This is a genomic window from Halobacillus sp. Marseille-P3879, from assembly GCF_900240285.1.
In the GTDB taxonomy this organism is placed as follows: Bacteria; Bacillota; Bacilli; order Bacillales; family Halobacillaceae; genus Halobacillus_A.
On sequence record NZ_OESS01000001.1, the window covers coordinates 1,526,791 to 1,549,847 of the forward strand.

The 23,057-nt window shown below is 41.2% G+C and carries 23 protein-coding genes, 1 pseudogene and 1 riboswitch; of the genes and pseudogenes, 15 read left to right on the forward strand and 9 right to left on the reverse strand.

Features of this window, described 5'->3' with window-relative positions:
- Nucleotides 1-44 precede the first annotated feature (44 nt).
- Nucleotides 45-1,391 carry a glucose-6-phosphate isomerase gene (locus C1A12_RS07525; protein ID WP_101843206.1) on the forward strand — a complete coding sequence of 449 codons (1,347 nt, stop codon included), beginning with the start codon at nt 45-47 and terminating at the stop codon, nt 1,389-1,391.
- Between the two features lie 80 nt (nt 1,392-1,471).
- Nucleotides 1,472-1,894, forward strand: coding sequence for a YugN family protein (locus C1A12_RS07530; RefSeq protein WP_235001552.1), 423 nt, complete (start codon nt 1,472-1,474; stop codon nt 1,892-1,894).
- On the opposite strand, the gene C1A12_RS07535 is transcribed toward C1A12_RS07530, so the two are convergent.
- From C1A12_RS07535 to C1A12_RS07545, 3 genes and pseudogenes are all read right to left on the reverse strand, one after another.
- Complete coding sequence (locus C1A12_RS07535) at nt 1,871-2,869, reverse strand: TrkA family potassium uptake protein (RefSeq protein ID WP_101843207.1); 999 nt, start codon at nt 2,867-2,869, stop codon at nt 1,871-1,873. The genes C1A12_RS07530 and C1A12_RS07535 overlap by 24 nt on opposite strands.
- 133 nt (nt 2,870-3,002) lie before the next feature.
- Nucleotides 3,003-3,219, reverse strand: a pseudogene (locus tag C1A12_RS21355) (IS5/IS1182 family transposase); the annotation flags it as partial.
- 287 nt (nt 3,220-3,506) lie between these two features.
- Nucleotides 3,507-4,070, reverse strand: a complete 564-nt coding sequence (locus C1A12_RS07545; RefSeq protein ID WP_101843208.1) for a thioredoxin family protein — start codon at nt 4,068-4,070, stop codon at nt 3,507-3,509.
- Nucleotides 4,071-4,197: 127 nt separating this feature from the next.
- Between C1A12_RS07545 and C1A12_RS07550 the strand changes: the two genes are divergently transcribed.
- The gene (locus C1A12_RS07550; RefSeq protein ID WP_101843209.1) at nt 4,198-5,256 is read left to right on the forward strand and encodes a M20/M25/M40 family metallo-hydrolase; all 1,059 of its coding nucleotides are present in this window, start codon (nt 4,198-4,200) and stop codon (nt 5,254-5,256) included.
- A 25-nt stretch (nt 5,257-5,281) separates the two neighbouring features.
- On the opposite strand, the gene C1A12_RS07555 is transcribed toward C1A12_RS07550, so the two are convergent.
- The 3 genes from C1A12_RS07555 to C1A12_RS07565 form a co-directional block, all read right to left on the reverse strand.
- Nucleotides 5,282-5,650, reverse strand: a complete 369-nt coding sequence (locus C1A12_RS07555; protein WP_101843210.1) for a hypothetical protein — start codon at nt 5,648-5,650, stop codon at nt 5,282-5,284.
- A gap of 23 nt (nt 5,651-5,673) precedes the next feature.
- Nucleotides 5,674-6,069 carry a hotdog fold thioesterase gene (locus C1A12_RS07560; protein ID WP_101843211.1) on the reverse strand — a complete coding sequence of 132 codons (396 nt, stop codon included), beginning with the start codon at nt 6,067-6,069 and terminating at the stop codon, nt 5,674-5,676.
- Nucleotides 6,070-6,150: 81 nt separating this feature from the next.
- The gene (locus tag C1A12_RS07565; RefSeq protein WP_101843212.1) at nt 6,151-7,098 is read right to left on the reverse strand and encodes a 1,4-dihydroxy-2-naphthoate polyprenyltransferase; all 948 of its coding nucleotides are present in this window, start codon (nt 7,096-7,098) and stop codon (nt 6,151-6,153) included.
- Nucleotides 7,099-7,302: 204 nt separating this feature from the next.
- On the opposite strand from C1A12_RS07565, the gene C1A12_RS07570 reads away from it, so the two are divergent.
- The 8 genes from C1A12_RS07570 to C1A12_RS07605 all read left to right on the forward strand — a co-directional run bounded on the left by C1A12_RS07570 (nt 7,303) and on the right by C1A12_RS07605 (nt 15,916).
- Nucleotides 7,303-8,694: an isochorismate synthase MenF gene (locus tag C1A12_RS07570; protein ID WP_101843213.1), complete on the forward strand. Its 1,392-nt coding sequence runs from the start codon at nt 7,303-7,305 to the stop codon at nt 8,692-8,694.
- Entirely contained in the window at nt 8,694-10,427 is a 1,734-nt protein-coding gene (gene menD, locus C1A12_RS07575; protein ID WP_101843214.1) for a 2-succinyl-5-enolpyruvyl-6-hydroxy-3-cyclohexene-1-carboxylic-acid synthase, read from the forward strand. The genes C1A12_RS07570 and menD overlap by 1 nt, the downstream gene beginning before the upstream one ends.
- Nucleotides 10,428-10,431: 4 nt before the next feature.
- Entirely contained in the window at nt 10,432-11,226 is a 795-nt protein-coding gene (gene menH / locus C1A12_RS07580; protein ID WP_101843215.1) for a 2-succinyl-6-hydroxy-2,4-cyclohexadiene-1-carboxylate synthase, read from the forward strand.
- A gap of 55 nt (nt 11,227-11,281) precedes the next feature.
- The gene (gene menB / locus C1A12_RS07585) at nt 11,282-12,100 is read left to right on the forward strand and encodes a 1,4-dihydroxy-2-naphthoyl-CoA synthase (RefSeq protein ID WP_101843216.1); all 819 of its coding nucleotides are present in this window, start codon (nt 11,282-11,284) and stop codon (nt 12,098-12,100) included.
- Nucleotides 12,101-12,177: 77 nt separating this feature from the next.
- Nucleotides 12,178-13,659, forward strand: a complete 1,482-nt coding sequence (locus C1A12_RS07590) for an o-succinylbenzoate--CoA ligase (RefSeq protein WP_101843217.1) — start codon at nt 12,178-12,180, stop codon at nt 13,657-13,659.
- Nucleotides 13,646-14,746 carry an o-succinylbenzoate synthase gene (menC, locus tag C1A12_RS07595; RefSeq protein WP_101843218.1) on the forward strand — a complete coding sequence of 367 codons (1,101 nt, stop codon included), beginning with the start codon at nt 13,646-13,648 and terminating at the stop codon, nt 14,744-14,746. Before C1A12_RS07590 ends, menC begins: the two co-directional genes overlap by 14 nt.
- Before the next feature lie 15 nt (nt 14,747-14,761).
- On the forward strand, nt 14,762-15,514 hold the full coding sequence (locus tag C1A12_RS07600; protein ID WP_101843219.1) for a hypothetical protein: 753 nt from the start codon (nt 14,762-14,764) through the stop codon (nt 15,512-15,514).
- A gap of 63 nt (nt 15,515-15,577) precedes the next feature.
- On the forward strand, nt 15,578-15,916 hold the full coding sequence (locus C1A12_RS07605) for a hydrolase (RefSeq protein ID WP_101843220.1): 339 nt from the start codon (nt 15,578-15,580) through the stop codon (nt 15,914-15,916).
- A 17-nt stretch (nt 15,917-15,933) separates the two neighbouring features.
- Here C1A12_RS07605 and C1A12_RS07610 read toward each other — a convergent pair whose 3' ends face one another.
- Nucleotides 15,934-16,749: a DUF6612 family protein gene (locus C1A12_RS07610; RefSeq protein ID WP_101843221.1), complete on the reverse strand. Its 816-nt coding sequence runs from the start codon at nt 16,747-16,749 to the stop codon at nt 15,934-15,936.
- Nucleotides 16,750-16,926: 177 nt separating this feature from the next.
- Between C1A12_RS07610 and ytkD the strand changes: the two genes are divergently transcribed.
- A complete protein-coding gene (gene ytkD / locus C1A12_RS07615; protein WP_101843222.1) occupies nt 16,927-17,406 on the forward strand; it encodes an RNA deprotection pyrophosphohydrolase in 480 nt (159 codons plus the stop codon).
- Between the two features lie 62 nt (nt 17,407-17,468).
- Here ytkD and pckA read toward each other — a convergent pair whose 3' ends face one another.
- Nucleotides 17,469-19,061, reverse strand: coding sequence for a phosphoenolpyruvate carboxykinase (ATP) (pckA, locus tag C1A12_RS07620; protein ID WP_101843223.1), 1,593 nt, complete (start codon nt 19,059-19,061; stop codon nt 17,469-17,471).
- A gap of 151 nt (nt 19,062-19,212) precedes the next feature.
- Between pckA and C1A12_RS07625 the strand changes: the two genes are divergently transcribed.
- Together C1A12_RS07625 and metK are read left to right on the forward strand one after the other, a co-directional pair.
- Entirely contained in the window at nt 19,213-19,599 is a 387-nt protein-coding gene (locus C1A12_RS07625; protein ID WP_159462162.1) for a thiol-disulfide oxidoreductase DCC family protein, read from the forward strand.
- A gap of 59 nt (nt 19,600-19,658) precedes the next feature.
- A riboswitch (SAM riboswitch) is annotated at nt 19,659-19,771 on the forward strand.
- Between the two features lie 177 nt (nt 19,772-19,948).
- Nucleotides 19,949-21,148, forward strand: a complete 1,200-nt coding sequence (gene metK / locus C1A12_RS07630) for a methionine adenosyltransferase (RefSeq protein ID WP_101843225.1) — start codon at nt 19,949-19,951, stop codon at nt 21,146-21,148.
- 525 nt (nt 21,149-21,673) lie between these two features.
- Here metK and C1A12_RS07635 read toward each other — a convergent pair.
- Nucleotides 21,674-22,189, reverse strand: a complete 516-nt coding sequence (locus C1A12_RS07635; RefSeq protein ID WP_101843226.1) for a gamma carbonic anhydrase family protein — start codon at nt 22,187-22,189, stop codon at nt 21,674-21,676.
- A gap of 62 nt (nt 22,190-22,251) precedes the next feature.
- On the opposite strand from C1A12_RS07635, the gene C1A12_RS07640 reads away from it, so the two are divergent.
- Nucleotides 22,252-23,040: an alpha/beta hydrolase gene (locus C1A12_RS07640; RefSeq protein ID WP_101843227.1), complete on the forward strand. Its 789-nt coding sequence runs from the start codon at nt 22,252-22,254 to the stop codon at nt 23,038-23,040.
- The last annotated feature ends 17 nt before the right edge of the window (nt 23,041-23,057 follow it).

Consider the following 23,057-nt stretch of genomic DNA (forward strand, 5'->3'; position numbering starts at 1 on the left):
AGTGAAATTGACATAGTAAATAAAGAACCTGGAGGAATTTATACATGACACATGTGCGGTTTGATTATGAAAAAGCACTGCCATTCTTTGGCGAGCACGAACTGGAATATATGGAAGACGCGGTGAGCCTTGCTCATAAAGCTTTACACGAAAAAACCGGGGCGGGAAATGATTTTCTTGGATGGCTGGATCTTCCAGAGAATTATGATCGCGACGAGTTTGCCCGAATCCAGAAGTCAGCAGAAAAGATTAAACAGGATTCGGACGTTCTTCTTGTTATCGGAATCGGAGGGTCTTACCTCGGTGCACGTGCGGCTATCGAAATGCTGAATCACAGTTTCTACAACGAGCTTTCTTCAGCGCAGCGGACAACCCCGCAGGTATTCTTTGTCGGGAATAGCATAAGTGCTCCTTATTTAAATGATTTGTTCACTTTATTAGAAGGTAAAGATGTTTCTGTAAATGTTATTTCTAAGAGTGGTACAACCACGGAGCCGGCGATCGCATTTAGAGCTTTCCGTAAGTATCTTGAAGATAAATACGGCCAGGAAGAGGCTCAGAAACGAATTTATGCCACGACTGATAAAGAAAAAGGGGCTCTTAAAACACTAGCAGATGAGCAAGGCTACGAATCTTTTGTGGTTCCGGATGATGTTGGCGGCCGCTACTCTGTCCTGACAGCTGTTGGACTCTTACCTATTGCCGTAAGCGGCGTCAATATTGAAGAAATGATGCAAGGCGCACATCAAGCCCAACAAGATCTAAGCTCAGAAAAGCTCTCAGAGAACCCTGCTTATCAGTATGCAGCAGTTCGAAACACTTTATACAGTAAAGGAAAGACAATAGAGATGTTGATCAATTATGAGCCATCTCTCCAATATTTTTCAGAATGGTGGAAACAGCTTTTTGGAGAGAGCGAAGGGAAGGATCAGAAAGGGATATTCCCTTCTTCTGCGAATTTCTCGACAGACCTTCATTCATTAGGTCAGTACGTTCAGGATGGCCGCCGAGACCTATTTGAAACAGTGTTACACGTAGAAAAGCCGAAGTCAGATTATACGATTGAAGAGGACGCTCAGAATCTGGATGGATTGAATTACTTAGCCGGACAGACGGTAGACTACGTAAATGAAAAAGCCTATCAGGGCACCATGCTTGCTCACACTGACGGGGAGGTTCCTAACTTAATCGTTCACGTTCCAGAGCTGGATGCTTATACGTTTGGATACCTTGTCTATTTCTTTGAGAAAGCTTGTGCCGTAAGTGGTTATCTACTTGGTGTTAATCCATTTGATCAGCCGGGTGTTGAAGCTTATAAGAAAAACATGTTTGCGCTGCTAGGTAAACCTGGCTTCGAAAAAGAAAAAGAAGAACTTGAAAAACGATTATAATTAGTATGAAACCACCTCCAATTATTGGTTAATCGGAGGTGGTTTTTTTGGGTAAACTAAGCGCTAAAGGAGGGATGAAAGTGATTACGTTGGACTCAGAACTAACTAATAAATTTTATGTCTATCACGAAATGGAAGAAGCGCTGGCCCCGCTGGGTTTTACTCTTGCTGATAATTGGGATTATGACCATGGATATTTTGATTATAAAATAGATAATCACGATGGATATCTTTTTTTACGTCTGCCTGTAGAAGTAATGGGGGGTTTTATGGATTCACCTACAGATTCAACAATGGTAAAAATTAAAGAACCATTCTTGCTTTATCATCAATTTCAAGATGAAATTGATGATCACGTAAGAGAAGGAAATTTCAGAGCATCCATCGATCAGTTCCAGGAACCGAAGGATCGTGATGCCCAATTTCCTAAAGAGTATGTTGAAGCAGGGAAGCAGGCGCTTCAAGAAGCGGAGCAGGTTCTACGGGCGCAGCGGGATAAGTAAAATCAGTGTTTGAACGTTCTTTAATGGGGTAGAAGGATCCAATGAAAAATAAAGCTTCTTATTGTAGCGATACCCTATAACGATAGTTCCTTTTTTTAGATAAAACTGAATGGCATCCGATAAAAACCTGTCATTATAACCTGGAGGAATAGCTTCTTCATGAAACTGCCTGGACGTTAACAACTTAAGCAAAAGATCAAATGGCTCAATAGGGTCCGTGTGATACAGTTCATGATAGAATAAGGTACTCATAAAATCATTTGAACGTATCACACGGTCCGCCCCTGCTCGTTCAGCGTTAATTTTTTGTTTTTCTGTCAGTACTTCAGCAATAATAAATAATTTGGAATTGTGTCCTTTTAGAGATACAATTTGATGAATGACGGACTGATCGGCAGCATGCTCTGATTTAGAAGGATCTGCCGTTACAATCGCAAGTTTAGATTCACTTGTATTCGCTTTCTCCAAAGTATCTTCCAGTGTGGCGTCACCATGTATGAAATGGACGTTTGAATGGTTTTCATAAAGCTGTTTCATCGACCGGTCAATCAGCACAATGGATTCATGGCACTGGTTCTCAGTCATCATTTCAATCAACTGGCGGGTGCGCTCATTCCAACCAATAATCAGAATATGGTCTTTTCCTTTATAGTTAACTTTTCCTTTGGATAGGTCCCGTTCGTGTTTGACAGTAGCTGCAGACAAAGTAGCCATATAGAAGGTTACTAATCCACCTCCTGAAAGAATTAATAATATAGCTGTTACTTTACCTGCCGTACTTAAAGGCACATAATCTCCATAACCCACCGTGGCGCCGGTTACGAAGGCCCACCAGATACCATCAAATACCGTAGGGAAATTGTCCGGTTCAATCATATGAATAACGATTCCAAATGAAATCATTAATACAAATACTGTACTGAGAAGCCTTAGAAATAAAGGAAGCTGAAAATAATAGCGCATCAAGTGCTGCACAACACAAGCACCTCTTTTTTAAAATTAGTATGGCTTTTAAACGCATTCTTCAAACATGAAAAAGAAGCTCCCTGCGTGGAAATTAGTTTCCGTACAGACCGCTTATCCTCTAATTTCAAGAGGTTTGTGCCATCTATTCTTTCAGTAGTTTGACGATTCGTTGTACAGTTGCTTTAAAATCGCCATCGCACCCTGAATGCGCATACCTTCGAGACCCGAAGATGAGGCGTCCTCATATCCGTGTCTATGCTTCAATCCGCTGTTTTTTCTTCAATCTTATATCGTTCCTTCGCCCTTTCTTTAAAGGTATCACTGTTTTGAAAGGTGAGTTGATCGATCTGTTCTTCTGAATCACACCTTTTTCAAGAGCGACTTCCACGGTTTTTCCAATCAGAAGATCTAAAAGGTTTTTGTCTTTTAGACGTGGGCGACGGAAGTAAGCTAATGAACAGCGTTCCGCCCATTGTCATGACACTATTTGTCCTTGAATTCGTCATAAACGAAGGAAAAGTCTATTTAAGGAAAAAATGGCAAAAATTAAAGCTGTCGAGAACTTTCCCGACAGCCTGAGAAGCTTCCTGCGAGGAGCTTCTTTTTTAGTACTTGCAGATTAAAGAATTTTGTTCCCATTGATTTTCTAATTGGTTATGCTAGTGAGTTTATTCTTTAAATCCCTATAGACATAAAATCTGAAGTCTTCATTGTCTCTATAAGCTTTGGTGACGAATTGAAACATTTCTTTTTGCTTTTCTTCAAATTGAGGATTGTCTCTGGAAGGCAGTGATGATGAGGCATCATCTATAAATTGCTGAAGTTCCGGAGCACGAGGGCCCCAGTTGAGCACTTCTTTCCCTTTTTCGTTAATGATGATGATTTTTGGGATTGCTCTTGCTTTGTTATTGGAAAGATACTGATCCATTAATTCAATATTTTCATCTCTAGATAAAAATTGAGTATTTATCTTTCCAGCTTCCGCAATTCTTAAGAAAATAGGGAGATTCAGCATAGCATCTCCACACCAATCCTCTGTTAATATAATAGCTCTCCAGTTCTTTCCCCTTAAGCTCGCAAATAAAGGTTCATCCTCGGTCGGGATTTTGAAATGTTCATAAATATAAATAAAGCCCTCCTGGTGTTTGTTCATAGAGTCTACATATTCTTGGGCACTTAAACCTCTTGAATACCAATCATTTAATTCCATCGTGATACCTCCTCCTAAACCGCATCTTTATACTCATTCCCTAATTCAGGAAAGTTTAAGCTCCCTTTTATATTTTCCAAAAAGGAGTGGTATAATCTAGTTAGACACGAATGGAGGGTATACATATATGAGCTTACAAAACCAGAATTTTTTATTAGAGCTTTTACAAACTCCTTCACCGTCCAGCCAGGAAATGATGATTCAAAAGCGCTGGATCAAGGAAATGAGGGATCATGCCGATGAAATTCGAACGGACAATGCCGGAAATGCCATAGCAGTATTAAATCCCGACGCAGAATTTAAGGTGCTGCTCGCTGGTCACTGTGATGAAATTGCTTTGGTTATTAACCGAATCGATGATCAGGGGTTTTTATACTTCGATAAAATGGGAGGAATAAACCCGAAGGCAGCTGTCGGGATGAAGGTCACGGTTTTAAGTGAAGAGAAACCACTCAGTGGTGTAATAGGTGTAAATGCTCAGCATCATGGGGGGCTTAAAGGAGATTTTGGATTAGAAGATCTTTTTATCGATTGTGGAGCTCACTCGAAAGAAGAGGTTGCTGCTTTAGTTAAAATTGGAGATCTGGCTGTATATAAACGTGAACCTGAAGTTATGATGAATCGTTATGTTACTGGCCGAGGCCTCGACAATCGCACTGGTCAATTTGTAGTAGGAGAAGTGCTTCGTAAGCTTTCCGGAAAGAAACTGAATGTTGGTTTGTATGCGGCAAGTACCGTGAATGAAGAAACAAATATGGGAGGGGCATATTTTGCTGCTGCTGGTATTAAACCAACTATGGCCCTTGCCTGTGATGTAACATTCGCAACCGATTACCCGGGAGTTAATAAAAACAAGTACGGAGATATAAGACTTGAAGGAGGACCTGTGCTGGCTAAAGGGGCTCCCATTAACCGAAAAATTAATAATCTCCTGGAATCCAGTGCTCGTGAATTGAATATGGATGTCCAGTACGAATTAACTTCCCGTGCAACAGGAACGGATGCCGATCGAATGAGATTAACCGGTAAAGGAGTACCGGTTAGTCTTGTCTCACTTCCTCTGCGCTATATGCATTCTCCAGTAGAAACTGCCAGTCTGGCTGATATCAACCAGGAGATTGATTTATTAGTGCATATGATTGAAAACATGACAGGGCAGGAAAGCTTAAATCCATTAGACAATTAAAAACATGTTAAAGAAGAGCGGGATATCAGCCTCGCTCTTCTTCTGCTTCTTCTACTGTAAAACGGGCTGTCGGCATAGCTTTCAGTCGTTCCATAGGGATCGGTTTGCCTGACTTTTCGCTCTTTCCGTAAGTGCCCTCATCAATACGTTTTAGCGCATCGTTAATTTCCATCAGTTTTTCTTTGGATTGTTCATAAAAAGTTTGATCTTTTTCACGTTCATGCTGGACGGTTCCAAGATCCCCCGGATGGTCAGAAACGCTTGATAATTCACCTTCGTAATCGCTTGAAGACTGATCCTGATTCTGTACATAGCCAGCGAGTTCTTTCTCCGTTTTTTCTTTCATTTCTTCTAATTGTTTCTTAAATTGTGAAAGTTGTTTTTCTGACAGCATTCTAATATTCTCCTTTCTTTTCGTTAGGAGTTTTGTATAGGAACCACCCCCACTGTACAGCGGGAGATAGAAATAAGCTCATTGTGTTCGTCTGTCACTTTAATTTCCCAAACCATAGTCCTTTTACCGATATGAAAGGGTTTGGCTGTACCGAAGACAACCCCTGAACGAACACTCCTAATATGGTTAGCATTGATTTCGATTCCGAAAATTTGTTGAGTCTCTGGATCAATATTTAAGTAACCCGCTATACTGGCAGCTGATTCAGCCAGAGCTACTGTAGCTCCACCATGTAAATATCCCATAGGCTGGTGAGTGCGTTCGTCTACCGGCATTTTTAGAGTAACTTTTTCGGGGGCAGATTCTACAACCTCTATACCTAACGTGCTCATTAAAGTATTTTCCATAGATAGCTTCATACAAATCATTCCTTTTTATTATTCCCTTGCACGGGTTTGTCAAACCTATTGAAAAAGGATGGTTGTGAACCATCCAGATGTTTACAGCGTAAGAGGTATATATAATTGTAAGAGTAAAGAAAGGCCGAGCAGCAGGCCGTAAAAAGTGTTTGTCTGTGCAGTGGCCTTCATAGCGGGCATCATCTCAATCGGTTGATTCTTGGCAATAAACCCTTTAACGGAGGCGATTGCTTTTAATACACTTATAAAAGTAAGAATCGACCATAAAGGCAGGATCCCTAAAATGATAAAAATTAATGTTAACCCGTATGCCACAGTATAATTGGCTGTTAAAAAGCGTATTGAACCCTTATGACCAAACAGGATAGCCAGCGTTTTTCGTCCATTCAGTTCATCGCCAACCCTGTCTCTTATATTGTTTGCTAATAAAATCAGGCCAATAAATACAGCTACGGGGATGGAGATAATTATAACGTGGGCATGTAAGGTTAAAGTTTGAATATAATAACTGATGCCGATTATAACGGTTCCCATAAAAATTCCAGCAGTAAGTTCACCGAATGGGGTGTAAGCTATGGGATAAGGACCGCCGGTGTAGAGATAGCCAAACAACATACAAATAATACCAATTAATGCGATCCACCAGCTGGACGAGGCGCAAATATAAATCCCTAAGAGAGTAGATAAGCCGAGGAAAGTATAAGCTAAGCCCTTAACGGTACCAGGGCTGATCCCGTCTCGTACAATTGCCCCCCCAATCCCGACAGATTGGTCATTGTCAAGGCCGCGTACGTAATCGAAGTACTCGTTGAACATATTCGTCGCCGCTTGAATTAAAATTGAAGCCAGCAGCATGGCTGAAAACAAACCAAAATTAAGCGATCCTTCTAAAGCAGCAAGCATTGAACCAATAAAAACAGGAACGAATGCAGCGGTCAGGGTATGGGGACGTAATAATCGCCACCAGACTTGAAATCCTTCTCGCTCATTTAAGGAAGCTTTCAGATCTTGATTAGATACCGTGCTCATGGAGGTCATCTCCCTTAGATTAAGTAATATCAATTTAAGTTTAGGGAAACGGTACCCAAGTGTCAATCGTTGTAAGAATATGCTTGAAAAAGTGAGGATTTCTTGAGTCCGAGACAGAAAGAGAATAAAATAGAAGAGGGTCTGTTTAATCTTTGATAGGACCGATTAAATGCAGCGTCCCTGTTTGGGATGGGAGGAATTTTCATGCTTCATACAAAAATACCTCAGATCGAAGAGATCATCGAGGAAGCTATAAACCAGGCTTCTTTAAGTGAAGAGCCACAATTTATCAGTATTGTTAACCAAATAGAATATACAGACAGCATTGCTTTTTTGGATCGAGCGAGAAATGTGGACAAGCATCGGTTGTTCTGGCAGAGTGCTGACGAAAAATTCACCTTAGCCGGGGTTGGATCTACCAAGAAAATTCTGTCTTCAAGTTCTTACCGGTTTAATGAAATTGAAGCGGTCTGGAATGAATTACAGAAGAAGGCGAGTGTGTATGATATTCTTCACGAGAAAGGGACAGGTCTTGTTACCATTGGTGGCTTTAGTTTTGATACAGAACAATCAAACGACAGCCCATGGGAAAACTTTCCTGACAGTCAAATGACAATCCCTATGTATTTGTTAACAAATAAAGGAAGTCAATCTTTCCTGACAACCAATATTCTAATCTTCAAAGAAGATCACAAGCAGCAAATCGTTCATCAGATTCTTAACGACCATGAGCAATTATTATTTGGTGAAAGAGAAGAGTTAAACTTGCCGATCAGGGTAAATAGAGAAGACCTTCGATCCGTTGATTGGAAAAAAACAGTGGAAGACGCCACTGAAGACATCAAAGATAAAGCACTTGAAAAAGTTGTGTTAGCCAGAGAAGTCAGAGTCAAATTCAGGCAGGATGTCGAGCTGGCAGCAGTTATTCAAAAGCTTTGTGAAACTCAAATGAACAGTTACGTTTTTGCTATAGAAAGCGGTGGGGATTATTTTGTCGGAGCCACTCCTGAAAGATTAGCCAAAGTGGATAACCAGAAACTTGTGTCTACTTGTTTAGCCGGTACAGTACAGCGGGGTCATTACCCAGAGCAGGACCGGCAGCTTGGAGACGCCTTGCTGAATGATCCTAAGAATCGCCAGGAGCACGAGTTTGTTGTTCAAATGATTCGTGAAGCTGTGGAAGCGTGTTGTTTTAATGTTGAAATTCCTGATGAGCCGGTGGTTTATCCGCTTAGGAACTTACAACACTTATATACACCCGTTACAGCTACTCTGGAGAAGGGTTACACACTCTTAGACGTAGTGGCAAGGCTTCACCCTACACCTGCCATTGGCGGCTTACCTCAGCAAAAATCAGTGGACTATATACGAAAGAATGAACAGTTAAATCGTGGATGGTATGCAGGGCCTTTAGGATGGTTTGATGGAAAAAACAACGGAGAGTTTGCTGTAGCTATTCGTTCAGCATTAATTCAGAAAAATGAAGCCTCATTGTTTGCTGGCTGCGGTGTAGTTGAGGATTCCGATCCTGAAGCAGAATTCGAGGAAACAGGGGTTAAATTAAAACCGATGCTTTCAGTTTTAGGAGGATACTAATGGAACATACAGCTGCACTGACTAAATATATGACAAACTTTGTCGATCAATTAAGCTATTCAGGAGTTCAAGACGTTGTCATTTCTCCCGGCTCCCGTTCCACTCCTCTGGCCTTAACTTTTCGTGAACATGGTGAATTTAAGTACTGGATTAACCTTGATGAACGTTCGGCCGCATTTTTTGCATTAGGTATAGCAAAAGAACAGCAGAAACCTGTAGCGTTAGTTTGTACTTCAGGTACAGCAGCTGCTAATTATTACCCTGCCATAGTAGAAGCATACTATAGCAGGGTTCCTTTACTTGTATTGACAGCTGATCGACCTCATGAATTAAGAGATGTAGGTGCACCTCAGGCGATTGAACAAAATCATATGTTCGGCGGCTATGTTAAATGGTTTCATGATTTAGCGTTGCCTGAGGACCGGCTGGTTCCATATGTAAGAAAGCAAGCCTTACGTGCTATAAGTGAAAGTGCTTCAGGACATCCGGGTCCTGTACATTTGAATATCCCTTTAAGAGAACCTCTAGTTCCTGATTTCTCGATACCGGGCATATGGAGAAATCATACACGGCCGGTTCCTCATTATATTCAGGGGAATGCAAGCTTAACGAAGGAACAGTCTGCCATCTTTAAAGAATTATTATGGAGTGGCCAAAAGGGTTTGATCGTTTGTGGGCCCCAGGCGAACCAGCAGCTTCCGGATTTGATCGCGAAACTTGCCTCCAAGGCAGGTTTGCCTGTGCTGGCAGATCCCTTATCACAGCTTCGATCAGGCGGTCACGACAAAAGAAATGTAATTGAGAGTTATGATGCCCTTTTAAGGTCAGATACTTTTAAAGAATTAAACAAGCCTGATTTCATCATTAGGTTTGGCGCAATGCCTGTATCTAAAGCGTACCTTCAATGGATTCAAATGCACGGCAGTGATATAGAGCATTTTGTCATTGATGAATTTTCTAGTTATCGAGAGCCCTCAGGGGTTCCAACTGCTTTTATTTATGCAGATCCAGTTGACTTCTGCCGGCAGTTGACCGGGGAACTCGGGGAAGACGGTAAGAATTCACATTGGCTTGATAAATGGCGTGGATTGAATACTGAAGCAAAAAAAATTATGCTTTCAAGTCCTGATGACACATTAAATGAAGGTCATGCGGTTGTATTCTTAAGTGAAGCGATTCCTGAAAAGTCCGTTTTATTTGCTGGCAACAGTATGCCTATTCGTGAAGTAGACAGTTTCTTTACAGCTTCACCTAAGAATATTACAACGATGGCCAACCGCGGGGCAAATGGAATTGATGGAGTTGTCTCTACCGCCTTAGGCACTGCAGCGAGTGGAAGGAAAACGACATTGATTCTTGGTGATTTATCTTTTTTCCATGATTTAAATGGGTTATTAATCGCCAAGCAAAACAAGATAAACATTACGATCATCGTTATAAATAATGACGGCGGGGGGATCTTTTCTTATCTTCCACAGGCCTCGCAAAGCCATCATTTTGAAGAGTTATTTGGGACACCTACAGGGCTCGACTTTCAAAAAGCGGTATCCATGTATGGAGGGACTCATAGAGCAGTAAAGGACTGGAGTGCTTATAAGGAAGCTTTATCATTAAGCTATGAAGAAGAAGGGCTGTCAGTAGTTGAAGTTATAACCGATCGCAATAATCAAGTGGCTTTTCACCGTGAAAAATGGAATCAAGTTAATGACTTAGTTGAAAAGTGGGGGAGTTAAGACCATGTATGTCGCGACGGCAAATCGTAAATATTGGGTCGAAGAAGAGGGAACAGGACCTCCTCTCTTTTTATTACATGGTTTTACAGGGAGTTGTCACTCTTTTGATAAAATAAAGCCTTCCCTGTCTTCTAAATTTCGGGTGATTTCAATTGATATGCCCGGCCACGGTAATACGGGGGAAATCGGGCCGGTTAGTATGGAAGATTTTACAGGGGACTTAAAACAGATAATTGAGCATTTCACTTACAAATCCGTTCATTTACTCGGTTATTCAATGGGGGGACGTTCAGCTCTTTCATTTGCCATGCTTTACCCTCAATATGTGAATTTATTAATACTTGAAAGTGCCTCACCTGGATTAGAAACGTTAGAAGAGCAGTTAGCACGACAGTCTAAGGACCAATCCCTCATAGATAAATTGCTGGAGCAAGGATTGAATGCCTTTGTTCAATACTGGGAGGACATTCCTTTGTTTTCCACCCAACGCAAGCTGCCTGAGTGCGTTAGTCAGCAGCTGCGGGAAGAGCGGTTAAGCCATACAGCCCGGGGGCTGGCTCAATCTCTTGAAGGGATGGGAACAGGTACACAGCCTTCATGGTGGCCTCAGCTTCCTGACTTAAATAAACGAATATTGCTGGTTACCGGGGAAAAGGATGAAAAGTTTGTAAAACTAAATCAAAGAATGAATAACCTTCTGCCTGGGAGTGAATTATTTACGGTAAAAGGGGCTGGTCACGCGGTTCATGTCGAGGACCCGAAAGCTTTCGCTAAAATTGTGGAAGAATTCATGCTATAATGAGTGATGGAAAACGGGATAATGCCGTTAATTTTTTGATCAAGGAGGCTTATTTGTGAGTTATAATTGGATTTCAGAACGAGAGTATGAAGATATTTTATATGAAACTTATGAAGGTATTGCTAGAATTTCGATCAATCGTCCCCAGGTGAGGAATGCTTTTCGTCCAAAGACTGTGCAGGAATTGATTGATGCTTTTGCCTACGCACGTGATGATTCTAATATTGGAGTCATTGTGTTAGCAGGAGTGGGAGATGATGCCTTCTGTTCAGGAGGAGATCAGAGTGTTCGAGGACACGGAGGTTATGTAGGAGACGATCATATTCCTCGTTTGAATGTTCTTGATCTGCAGCGTTTGATTCGTGTTATTCCGAAACCGGTAGTAGCTGAGGTGTCCGGTTATGCAATTGGTGGAGGACATGTCCTACATATCGTTTGCGATTTAACGATTGCCGCAGACAATGCTGTGTTTGGCCAGACTGGTCCTAAGGTAGGCAGCTTTGATGCAGGCTATGGTGCAGGATTGCTGGCCCGTATAGTCGGTCACAAGAAAGCTCGTGAAATTTGGTATCTCTGCCGTCAATACAGTGCAAAAGAAGCTCTTGACATGGGGCTCGTTAACACAGTAGTGCCGCTTGATCAGTTGGAAGATGAAGTGGTTCAGTGGGGAAGAGAAATGCTTGAGAAATCACCTACAGCTCTTCGCTTCCTTAAAGCTTCCTTTAATGCAGATACGGATGGCTTAGCTGGGTTGCAGCAAATGGGCGGGGACGCGACATTGCTCTACTACACCACGGAAGAAGCGAAGGAAGGCCGCGACTCATTCAAGGAAAAACGAAAGCCTGACTTTAAACAGTTTCCTCGTTTCCCATAATATTTCTTAAATTAGGGCTTTCCCAGGACGGGAGAGCCCTTTCTTTGAAAAATATTATAAAGAAAGAAGGATGAGTGATGACAGAGATTCCTCACTGGCTGGAGAAACAATTTGAAATACAACCGGATGCAATTGCTATAGAGACAGAAAATGGTCTATCGTTAACCTTTGCAGAATTAAGAACACAAAGTCGACGGATAGCTGCCGGTCTAAAAAGTAAGGGTGTTTATAAAGGACAGCATATCGCTTTCTTAGCGGGGAATCACCTTCATTATGTTGTGCTTATTCACGCTGTAAGTTATTTGGGAGCGGTTGTGATTTGTTTGAACACAAGATTATCGCCTAATGAGCTTGCCTATCAAATAAATGATTCAGACGCCGCGCTTCTAGTTGCAGATAACCAATTTATAGAATTAGGTGAGCAATCAATCTCAAAAGGTGAAGCTGAAATCCCGTTAATATCGTTGGAAAGCATACCGAAAAAAGAGAAAACAGAGGATCTCGTTGAAAGTCTTGATTTAAGTAAGCCATTTACAATGATGTATACTTCTGGCACCACCGGCAAACCCAAAGCTGTGATTCACACTTACGGGAATCATTGGTTTAGTGCGGTTGCCTCCGCGTTAAATCTTGGTTTGAGAGAGAACGATAAATGGTTGGTGTGTTTACCGCTGTTCCATGTCGGCGGTTTTTCGATTTTAATGAAAAATGTCATTTACGGGATGCCGGTCGTATTAATGGAGAAATTTAGTGCTGAGGCTGTTAATCATCAAATTACTGAGCGTAAAGTGTCTCTAGTTTCACTGGTTACCGTAATGCTCCAGAGATTAATGGATCAACGACAGAAAGAAGTCCCTGGTACTTTTAGGGGGGCGTTGCTCGGCGGCGGCCCTGTGCCTGAATCCCTTCTTCGCAAAGCCTCTCAAGCCAATGTTCCTGTTTTTCAAACTTACGGAATGACAGAAACGAGTTCACAAATTTCTACATTACGGCCAATAGATGCTGTTCGTAAGCTAGGTTCGGCCGGAAAGGCCCTTTCCCCGGCCTCATTAAAAATTTTATCACAGGACAAGATCTGCTCTCCTTATGAAATAGGTGAAATTCAAGTAAAAGGTCCAATGGTATCGAGCGGATATTATAATCATGCTCCGCACCGTGAAGAATATTTCTCAACAGGAGACTTAGGCTATTTAGATGAAGAAGGATATTTATATGTTGTGGATCGCGTGACCGATATGATTATTTCAGGTGGTGAAAATATTTATCCGGCTGAAATTGAAAGTACTCTTCTTGAAATAGAAGGAGTGCAGGAAGCAGCTGTAACTGGTGTGGACCACCCTGAATGGGGAGAAGTGCCTGCTGCTTTTATTGTAAGAAATCATAATCATAAAGTGACAGAAGAAGATATTCATGCTTATTGTAAAGACAAACTGGCTGGCTACAAACTGCCTCGCTCAGTTTATTTTATTAAAGAAATTCCAAGGAACGCTGCGAATAAAATGGTAAGAAGAAACCTTCAGGCTGCCATTCAGAAGGAAGATATTGATGAATATAAATAAAATAACATTAAATGAGGTTACCATTCCTTTAAGGAATCCCTTTAGCACTCATTTAGGAGAGCTGAGGGAAAGGTCTGTCATTATCGTTGCTGTGGAGGATAAGGAGGGGATGACAGGGTATGGAGAAGTACCCGTTTTTTCTACTCCCTTCTATACCCCTGAAACGCTGGGGACGGCTTGGCATATTCTTAAAGACATTTGTCTTCCATCTATTCAATATGCTTCTATAACCCATCCATCTGATTTTGAAGAAGCATCCTCTTTCATAAAGGGGCATCAAATGGCTAAGTCAGGTATAGAGGGAGCTTTATGGGATTTGTATGCCAGGCAGCATAATCGTACTCTAGCAGCTATGATTGGGGGTACCCGCAGGATTGTTAAAGCGGGAGCTGTGTTAAGCTTATCGAGCAACTTAGTCTCAGAGGTCGATCATTTACTTGATAAAGGGTATGAACGATTTAAGTTGAAAGTTGAGAAGGGCAGAGAAGAAGAAATTATTTCGTCCGTAAGGGAAGCTTACCCTGATATTCCTCTTATGATTGACGCAAATGGAATGTATACCTTTGATGATCTTGATGTACTGAAGCGCCTTGATCAATATAATCTTCAAATGATTGAACAGCCTTTTAGGGCGGGGGATTATTATATGCATCAGCAGCTTCAGCAAATGGTAAATACACCTCTGTGTCTGGATGAAACCATTAACAGTTTTCAAGATGTTGTCCAGGCCGTTTCTATGGAAAGCTGCCGGGTAGTAAATATAAAAATAAGCAGAGTCGGGGGTTTGACAGAAGCTGTCCGCATTCATGACTATTGTCAGGCATATAATATCCCTGTATGGTGCGGTGGAATGGTGGAGACCGGAGTATCTAAAGCACATAACCTGGCCCTTGCGTCTTTAAGTAATTTCACAATACCTGGAGACCTATCACACTCTACGCGTTATTTGGAAGAAGATATTATACAGCCATATGTAGAAGTAAATGATGGACAAGTAGAAATCCCCTCAGATCCAGGAATAGGTTTTAGTGTAGATGAGGAGAGATTGGCTCGGCTTTCGAAAAGAAGCTGGGCTCATCATATATAGAAGAGGTGAAGTTGTTTGAATTCCTTAAGCAGGGAAGAAGAATATTTTCTTCATAAGCATTTTAGGTATTTTATTGAGGAAGAAGACGAGAAATATGGAATCACAGAAGGAACAACGCTATGTACTAAATCAGGAGTTCAGGAAACAATCGACTTTATACACGTTTATATGCAGTCTGAATTTCTATTAACGTCAGCATCTATTCTTTCAAAAAGATATAGCTATTACATCGCTTCGGTTCCATTAGCTTCCATGACCTTGTTTAACAAAATGCCCAATATGAATTTGGAAAACATAGAGTTAATACGTACGACTGAAGAAAAGAAATGGTTTCCTAAAATTAGGCTCCTTTCGCAGGAAGTCAGTCAACCAGCTGAAGGAGAGCGGATGGATTGGATGCTTAAGGAACTTACAAACCTCTTTTCATTTCATATCCGTCCATTATTTTTACACATCAATCAATTAACCAGACTATCTATGGACGTTATGTGGGAAAATATTGCACTATATATGTTTCGGTTTTATGAAAAAGAATTAAGTTTATGGTATGACGAAGCTGATGTTAGAAACCTTAAGGAGGATCTCTATTTTATAGTAGAGCGTCTGCCGGGAGAGGTGTTCGGCATGAAGAGGAATCCATTTAGTTATTTCTTATACCAGCCCCTACTGAGCAGCGGCGCAAGGAAAAGAAAATGCTGCTGTTTATCCTATAAGCTATATCAGGACAGTAATTTTTGTAAGACATGCCCTCATTTGGCAGATCAGTAGCCATTTCTGTAATAAAAGCCGTCTTTTTGTTCAACCTAAGTACATAAAGGAGGCTTTTTGTGTATGGATAAGAAACCGTATTTTGTAAATATAGGTACCAGAGAAATTTCGATTAATCATGATGGCAACAACGATGATTTCGTAATTTATGCCGATGGAGAGGATTTGTTATTGTTAAGGGAAATGTTTGATGAAATGTATAATTCAGACACGCGGGCATTCTTTAGGGCTCACGTTCCATTTGATCCTTACCATAGAGATCAGTCAAATGATGAGTTTGATGAAGGAATGAAATCTGCTTTTCGGAAAATTTACGAGCTTGGTGATGAGCAGACGAAGCAGCACATTTCATCAATGGGTGTCCTTGAAGATTTAGACAGTAATAAGCCGCTTCAAGACTGAAGCGGCTGAAAAATGGATTAATTTAATTGTCCCATATCAGGTAATTCCTCAGCGTTTTCTTTAACATCATCGGGAATTTGAATATCTTCGACTTTATTAAAGTTGCTATAGTTTCCGCTTATCACCTGGTTTATGGAGGTTTTCTCGCCATCCATTTCGATTGTGAAATCCAATTCAGCATCAAGCTTTCTAGGGTAGTAACTTTCTTTGTCTACTTCAAAGGAGTAATCGACTTTCTCTACTGTTAAGTCCTCCATCGCATCTTCAGGCATTGTGCCATCAGGAAATGTTTCTTCCAACGAATCTTCGATGAGAGACTGAACGTTTTCGCCTTCTGAACTAAAAGATAAAATATAAGAGTTATCATCTTCTCCTAGGTTGATTTCGTCGACATAACCTTCAAGGTTTTCAAGCTGATTTCCTGGAGACTGCTCTTCAGAGCTTATCTGATTAAGCTGATCCACAAGATCTTCAGGTGCTTTAAACCACCCATCTTCTCCGGGCATCGACATATACATGCCCTCTTCCGTATAGTACTGTTCCATGGACTGCCCCATAAATTCTATCGTTTGATAAAAGGCAACTGGATCCATCTGCATGTCTGAATCCATTTTCGTTTTTAAAGGTACGCCTTCCGGAACAGCTTCTTCTGAGTTACTGGAATTAACATCCATATTCTGGGTCATTTCCATATCCATAGAGAAGCTCTCGAGCTCTTCAGACGCTGCTGCTGATTTCTCGAATACGTCTTTCGCTTTTTCTCCCTCGGCACTTGAGCAGGCAGTAATAAAAAGCAGGCTCAGTATGGCAAAGGGAATTAGTTTTAATTTCATCATGGTCCCCCTTTTATTCTACTCTCTATACATACGATTGGATTAAGAGAAAGTTTCAGAAATTCAACATTTGTGTAACATAAGTGTAATAATCACTATTGTTTTTAATCTTGTAAGCTTATGATACGATTTAATGCAGAAGTACATATCTCGTTAATTAAAGGCAGTTGATTTAACATGAAAACTTTTTACGATTATTATAGAAATCAAGTGAAGCTCTCTTTTGAGGATCACCCTTTTTCAACTGCACCTAAGCATGTCTGGGTTATTTGCCGGTACGATGATCAATGGCTGTTAACTAAACATAAGGACAGAGGTCTTGAGTTTCCTGGAGGGAAAGTAGAAGAAGGAGAATCAGCTGACGAAGCGGCTGTAAGGGAAGTGCGGGAAGAAACGGGTGCGGAGGTTAAGCGTCTGTATTATATTGGCCAGTATTATGTGGCGGGCAAGGGTGGAACAATCATTAAAAACGTATATTTCGCCAACATTTCATACTTAATGGAACAGCCTCATTATTATGAGACAGAAGGCCCTTTTCTGCTTGAGGAATTACCTGCATCTATAAAAAATAATCCGCTTTACAGCTTTATGATGAAGGATGAAGTGTTAATAGAGTGTTTAAAAGTAATTAAAAGGAAGCATTTAGAATCTCATTAAAACACCGTGCCAGAAGAGGCACGGTGTTTTGTATATATTAAAGAAATGAGGAAACAGTATCATCAAGCTCTACCGTAATTTGGGCCCGCCTTTATAATATCATTGCTTGCTTGCTTAAATTGTTTAAAGTTCTCATGGAATTGCTTTGCCAGGTCATTAGCTTTCTTATCATAGGCATCCGGATCTTTCCACGTTTTTTTAGGGATTAATACATCATCAGGTACACCAGGGCAATGGACTGGGATGTTTAAGCCGAATACCGGGTCTGTATATGTGTCTGCAGAATTGAGCTCACCTTCCAAAGCAGCGTGGATCATGGCCCGCGTATAAGAGAGTTTCATACGCTTACCTTCCCCATAAGGTCCGCCGGTCCATCCCGTGTTTACCAGGTAGACGTCTGAATTAAATTGGTCAATTTTTTCTCCGAGCATTTCAGCGTACACAGAAGGGGCTAACGGAAGAAAAGGTGAACCGAAACAAGCTGAGAATGTGGCTTGAGGTGAAGTTACTCCCCGTTCAGTGCCTGCAAGCTTACTCGTATAACCACTTAAAAAATGATACATCGCTTGCTCTTTAGAGAGCTTACTGATAGGAGGAAGAACCCCTGTAGCATCAGCTGTTAGAAATACAATTGCATTTGGATGCCCTGCTACACTAGGAATCACTGTGTTTTTAATATGATCTAGAGGATAGGCGGCTCTAGTATTTTCAGTTAAGGATGTGTCGTCATAATCAGGCTGATTCGTTCCTTCATTTAAAATGACGTTTTCTAAAACTGTTCCAAAATGAATAGCATCGAAAATTTGAGGTTCTTTATCATAGGATAGATTGATGCATTTAGCATAACACCCACCCTCAATGTTTGAAATGCCGTAGTTTGACCACGCGTGTTCATCATCCCCGATCAGTTTTCGATCTGCATCCGCTGACAGTGTAGTCTTGCCTGTTCCTGACAATCCAAAAAAGAGAGCGACATCGCCTTCTTTCCCTACATTTGCTGAGCAGTGCATAGGAAGAACATTTTGTTTAGGTAATATATAATTCATTACAGAAAAAATAGATTTCTTAATCTCCCCCGCATATTCCGTGCCTCCGATAAGCACCACTCTATGCTTAAAGGAAATCATAATGAAAGCTTCTGAATTTGTACCATCAGTATCAGGGTCAGCCTTAAATGTAGGAGCGGAAATTACTGTAAATTCAGCATCATGGTCAGTTAATTCATCATGTTCTGGTCGGATGAACATTTGTCGTGCAAACAGGTTGTGCCAGGCAAATTCGTTGATGACTCTTAAAGGAAGGCGGTATCTTTCATCTGCACCGGCATAACCGTTGAATACAAAAAGTTCATCCTGCTTCTTTAAGTAATCCAACACCTTATGATAAAGCTTTACAAACGTAAGCTCATCAATCGACTGATTTACTTTACCCCAGTTTACAGTATCAGCAGCTTCATCGTCTTTTACGATGAATTTATCGTGCGGAGAACGGCCTGTATATTCTCCTGTTGTCGCTTGAATAGCGCCACTATTTGTCAGAGTGCCTTCATTGCGCGCAAGGATTCTCTCGACAAGATGTGGGACTGATAATTGGTGTTGAACATTAGGCTCATTTAATAGTTGAGTCAAATCAGACATCTGATTAATGGTGCTCATATGGGACTACCCGCCTTTACTTAAAGATTTGGTGCTACTTTGAAATAAAGTATAACACATTAGTTTGTTTAGTCCATACTATTAATTGAAATTGCTTTCATTTTATTTTATTACATAATGAGCTATAATGTTATTGAAGGGATGTGAAATAGTGAGCAAATCTATAATTCTCTACGATGCCGGGTGCTATTTGTGTCGGCAGAGTAAAAAGTGGATACAAATTTTAGACTTTTTTAAGTTTTTTCAATGGGAAACAATCCAGAATGCCGGAAGCACTGAATGGGAGAAAGACGTGAATTTAAATGAGGAGAATTTGTCTAAAGAGATTCACTTGATCACCCCTGATGGAAAGATACTAAGAGGCTTTTATTCACTGAGATACGTATTAATAAGAACGCCTCTGACATTTATTGCAGGATTATTTATGTATATCCCGGGTTCTGGATTGGTTGGTGTTCCCGTCTATAAATGGATTGCCCGAAATCGATACAGGATCTTTAAGAACCGCTGTAAAAACGGCTCTTGTTCAATTTCTTAAAGGGGAAAATTGATTGACATGCTTACAGTATTTCGATACTATTAGTCCGAACGGATACTCTCTTATCCAGAGCTGGTGGAGGGACAGGCCCAATGAAACCCGGCAACCGTCAATTATTTGACATGGTGCTAACCTGCAGCAAGGTCGTGTTTACGATCTTGGACGATAAGAGCGAAAGGAACGGATGCCTTTCCTCTTTAAGAAGGAAGGGTTTTTCTTTATGTACAACCTTAATTGGAAATATAGATAAACAAATATGAAGTTCCTAGCGTAATATAAACTTCTATAAAGTAATACTGGAAAGAGTGCCGTCGAATCTTTGTATTGACAGAAGGAGGAGTTTTTAAGAATGCCTGCTAATCGCCGGTTATTCACGTCAGAATCTGTCACAGAGGGTCATCCTGACAAAATTTGTGACCAGATTTCTGACGCGATTTTAGATGAAATATTAAAAAATGATCCAAATGCACGAGTGGCGTGTGAAACTACAGTTACCACTGGGTTAGTATTAGTATCTGGTGAAATAAGTACCAATACTTACGTAGATATCCCTGCAATTGTTCGAAAAACGATCAAAGAAATAGGATACACCAGGGCGAAGTACGGGTTTGATGCTGATACTTGTGCCGTGCTTACAGCTATTGATGAACAATCACCTGATATTGCCGGAGGGGTAGATGTAGCACTAGAATCCCGTGAAGGTCAAATGAGCGACGACGAAATTGAAGCAATAGGAGCGGGGGACCAGGGATTAATGTTTGGATTCGCTAATAATGAAACCCAAGAATTAATGCCTCTTCCTATTTCATTAGCACATAAAATCGCAAAACGCCTTTCTGATGTAAGAAATGACGGAACTTTAAGTTACTTGCGCCCAGATGGTAAAACGCAGGTTACGATTGAGTACGATGAGAATGACCAGCCAGTTAGAGTGGATACGATTGTTATTTCTACTCAGCATGCTGAAGAAACTACGTTAAAGCAAATTCAAAAGGATTTAAAAGAACAAGTGATTAATCCTGTGGTTCCAGGTCATCTGATAGACGAACAGACAAAATATTTTATTAACCCTACAGGTCGTTTTGTTATCGGAGGTCCTCAAGGAGATGCAGGGTTAACAGGAAGAAAGATTATTGTTGATACTTATGGTGGATATGCCCGTCATGGCGGGGGCGCTTTTAGCGGAAAGGACGCTACCAAGGTAGACCGTTCAGCTGCTTATGCTGCCCGTTATGTGGCTAAAAATATCGTCGCTGCCAAATTAGCTGAGTCTTGCGAGGTCCAGTTGGCGTACGCTATAGGAGTTGCCCAGCCTGTCTCTATTTCTATAAATACCTTTGGGACAGGAAAGGTTTCTGAAGAGAACCTTGTAAAGGCGGTACGGGAATTATTTGATTTAAGACCAGCCGGTATTATAAAGATGCTTGATCTGAGGCGCCCGATTTACCGCCAGACTGCTGCTTATGGTCACTTCGGCCGTACGGATGTCATCTTTCCATGGGAACAGACAGATAAAGCAGAACTACTGAAAGGAAAAGTAACACAATAAAGAGGAAGCGCCGTTCCAAACGGCGTTTCTCAGGCTGTCGAGAAAGATCTCGGCAGTTTTATTTTTTGCTTTTTTCCAGGAATTTCTTTTTCTTAAGAAAGAACTCCTGGAGCCGGTGGTGAGTGGTTTCAACCAAAAAGAGTTGGATCGTTTGAACGAACTTTTAAATGAAGGAAAGTGGGTTTTTAGTATGGGAAAAGACTTCCCGGATTCGAAAGCACTCCATGGGCTGAAGTATTGGCGCACACCGAAAGGTAAATGTCCGTCAACAAGCACTGATGACGGGTACCTGCCAGAACACAGAATATTGCCCTTCACCTATCCAAAGTAAGTTAGAATAGGATAGTCTTTTTCGGTGGAAGGCGGGCGAATACCACAAGACTCCGGCGGAAAAATAGCAGGCGTTATGAGACTCTGCAGCGGGGTATTCACGAGGAGGAGGTCGCATTTACCCGAACGATCTCACAAAAAAGCTTGTAGAAAAACTCTACAAGCTGTGAAGCACCGTTCTATACGCCACTTCTTTTAATTTTTTTCTATGTTTTTATAAACTTGCCCTTTCTCCACATAAGTGGCTCTGATTCGATCAAGTTCTTTGTAATCATCTTCAGTTAATTCCCGGATGACTTTAGCGGGACGCCCTAAAGCTAAGGTTCGTGGAGGAATTATTTTTCCGGGCGGAACTAAACTTCCGGCTCCGATAAAAGCTTGTTCCCCTATGACAGCTCCATCTAATATGAGGGACCCCATCCCGATAAGCGCATTCTTCTTTATATGTGACGAATGTAACGTCACCTGATGCCCGACTGTGACACCGTCCTCAATAACTAATGGCTGGTTCGGGCTTTGATGAAGCATACTTAAATCCTGGATGTTTACTTCACTGCCGATATATACAGGAGCTACGTCTCCCCGTATTACTGTTTTAAACCAGATGCTCGATGATGCGCCAATGGTAACATCTCCAGTGATAACAGCGTCTTCAGCAATATAGGCACTTTCATCAATCTTAGGCTGGATGCCTTTATATTCGCAAATCATGGTCAACCCCCTTATAATTAATAATAAATTCAGTATAACAAATAGACAGGGAGAACAAAGTGATGATTAAGGATAAGTTAGCAACGATTATAGTTGTCCACGGAGCATTCGAACACTCCGGGCGTTACACTTATTTAGTAGAGAAGCTGCAGAGGGATGGCTTCCATGTTGTGATTCATGATCTCCCTGGCCAAGGAAAATCGGAAGGATTAAAAGGCCATATCCGTTCTTTTGATGATTATTTACATAAGGTGAAAGAATGGGTGAAGGCAGCGGATCCTGATTTGCCCGTCTTCCTGCTAGGGCACAGCATGGGGGGTCTGATTGTTGTACGAACGCTTCAAAAGTTGGGAGTTACAGTGGATGGGGTTATTTTATCCTCTCCGGCGTTTGGTATTTTGAATGGGGCAAGTAAACCTATGGCTGCCTTATCCAGGTTGTTGAATTTCGTGTGGCCTTCTTTTCGTGTGAATTCAACGCTCCAGCCGGAATCCATAACAACAAATCCCCAGGTAATTAAGAGGGATCATAACGATCCCCTCATTATTGATAAAGTATCGGTAAGGTGGTATAACGAATTTCAACGCTCCATTAAAAAAGCGTTTAAAAACGTGGATAAGTTTCCTGATGTACCTTTACTTGTTATGCAGTCCGGAGATGATCTGGTTGTCGATCGTTTAAAGACTTACCAATGGTTTCATGAAGTGAAAACAAATGAAAAAAATTACAAAGAATGGCCGGGTTTTTACCATGAACTATTTAATGAAGCAGAATGGCAGCTCCCTTATATGTATTTGTATAACTTCGTACAACAGCAGATGACTAAGCATCAAACACAAAGGAGAGATTAATGTGGGCGAGAAAGTAC